We start from the raw sequence: 1558 nt of genomic DNA, 5'->3' as shown, positions 1-1558 counted from the left end.
TCCAGAAAGGAGGTGTTCCAGCCACACCTTCCGGTACGGCTACCTTGTTACGACTTAGCCCCAGTCACCAGTTTTACCCTAGGACGCTCCTTGCGGTTACATACTTCAGGTACCCCCGGCTCCCATGGCTTGACGGGCGGTGTGTACAAGGCCCGGGAACGTATTCACCGCGCCATGGCTGATGCGCGATTACTAGCGAATCCAGCTTCACGAAGTCGGGTTGCAGACTTCGATCCGAACTGAGACCGGCTTTTAAGATTCGCATCCCCTCGCGGGGTAGCTGCCCTTTGTACCGGCCATTGTAACACGTGTGTAGCCCTGGATGTAAGGGCCGTGCTGATTTGACGTCATCCCCACCTTCCTCACGGTTTACACCGGCAGTCTCGATAGAGTCCCCACCATTACGTGCTGGTAACTATCAATAGGGGTTGCGCTCGTTATGGGACTTAACCCGACACCTCACGGCACGAGCTGACGACAACCATGCAGCACCTTGAAAAGTGTCCGAAGAAAAGCCTATTTCTAAGCCTGTCACTTCCCATTTAAACCCAGGTAAGGTTCCTCGCGTATCATCGAATTAAACCACATGTTCCTCCGCTTGTGCGGGCCCCCGTCAATTCCTTTGAGTTTCATCGTTGCCGACGTACTCCCCAGGTGGATTACTTAATGGTTTCCCTCAGTCACTTGCTGTGTATCGCAAACAACCAGTAATCATCGTTTACAGCGTGGACTACCAGGGTATCTAATCCTGTTTGATACCCACGCTTTCGTGCCTCAGCGTCAGTTACAGTTTAGTAAGCTGCCTTCGCAATCGGTGTTCTGTGGTATATCTATGCATTTCACCGCTACACACCACATTCCGCCTACCTCAAATGTACTCAAGAATGACAGTTTCAAAGGCTATTCTACAGTTGAGCTGCAGGATTTCACCTCTGACTTACCATTCCGCCTACGCACCCTTTAAACCCAATAAATCCGGATAACGCTCGGATCCTCCGTATTACCGCGGCTGCTGGCACGGAGTTAGCCGATCCTTATTCGTATGGTACCGGCAATATTCGACACGTCGAACACTTTCTTCCCATACAAAAGCAGTTTACAACCCATAGGGCCGTCTTCCTGCACGCGACATGGCTGGTTCAGGCTTGCGCCCATTGACCAATATTCCTCACTGCTGCCTCCCGTAGGAGTCTGGTCCGTGTCTCAGTACCAGTGTGGGGGACCTTCCTCTCAGAACCCCTAGACATCGTAGTCTTGGTGAGCCGTTACCTCACCAACAAACTAATGTCACGCATGCCCATCTGTAACCTATAAATATTTTACCACTCTTCCATGCGAAAACGTGGTCTTATGCGGTGTTAATTCCCCTTTCAGGGAGCTATCCCCCAGTTACAGGTAGGTTGCATACGCGTTACTCACCCGTGCGCCGGTCGCCACCATCCGAAGACGTGCTGCCCCTCGACTTGCATGTGTTAGGCCTGTCGCTAGCGTTCATCCTGAGCCAGGATCAAACTCTTCGTTGTAGAAAAGATTGTTGGACATACGCTAATATGCCCGG

1 rRNA gene is annotated in these 1558 nt (G+C 51.7%); it reads right to left on the bottom strand.

The window, feature by feature from the left end:
* Positions 1-5 precede the first annotated feature (5 nt).
* A 16S ribosomal RNA gene (locus tag JCM15548_RS20380) occupies positions 6-1523 on the bottom strand.
* Positions 1524-1558 lie beyond the last annotated feature (35 nt).

This window comes from Geofilum rubicundum JCM 15548 (assembly GCF_000974365.1).
Classification (GTDB): Bacteria; Bacteroidota; Bacteroidia; order Bacteroidales; family Marinilabiliaceae; genus Geofilum; species Geofilum rubicundum.
The sequence above is the reverse complement of the archived record's forward strand: the minus strand, read 5'-3'. Positions and strand labels throughout refer to the sequence as shown.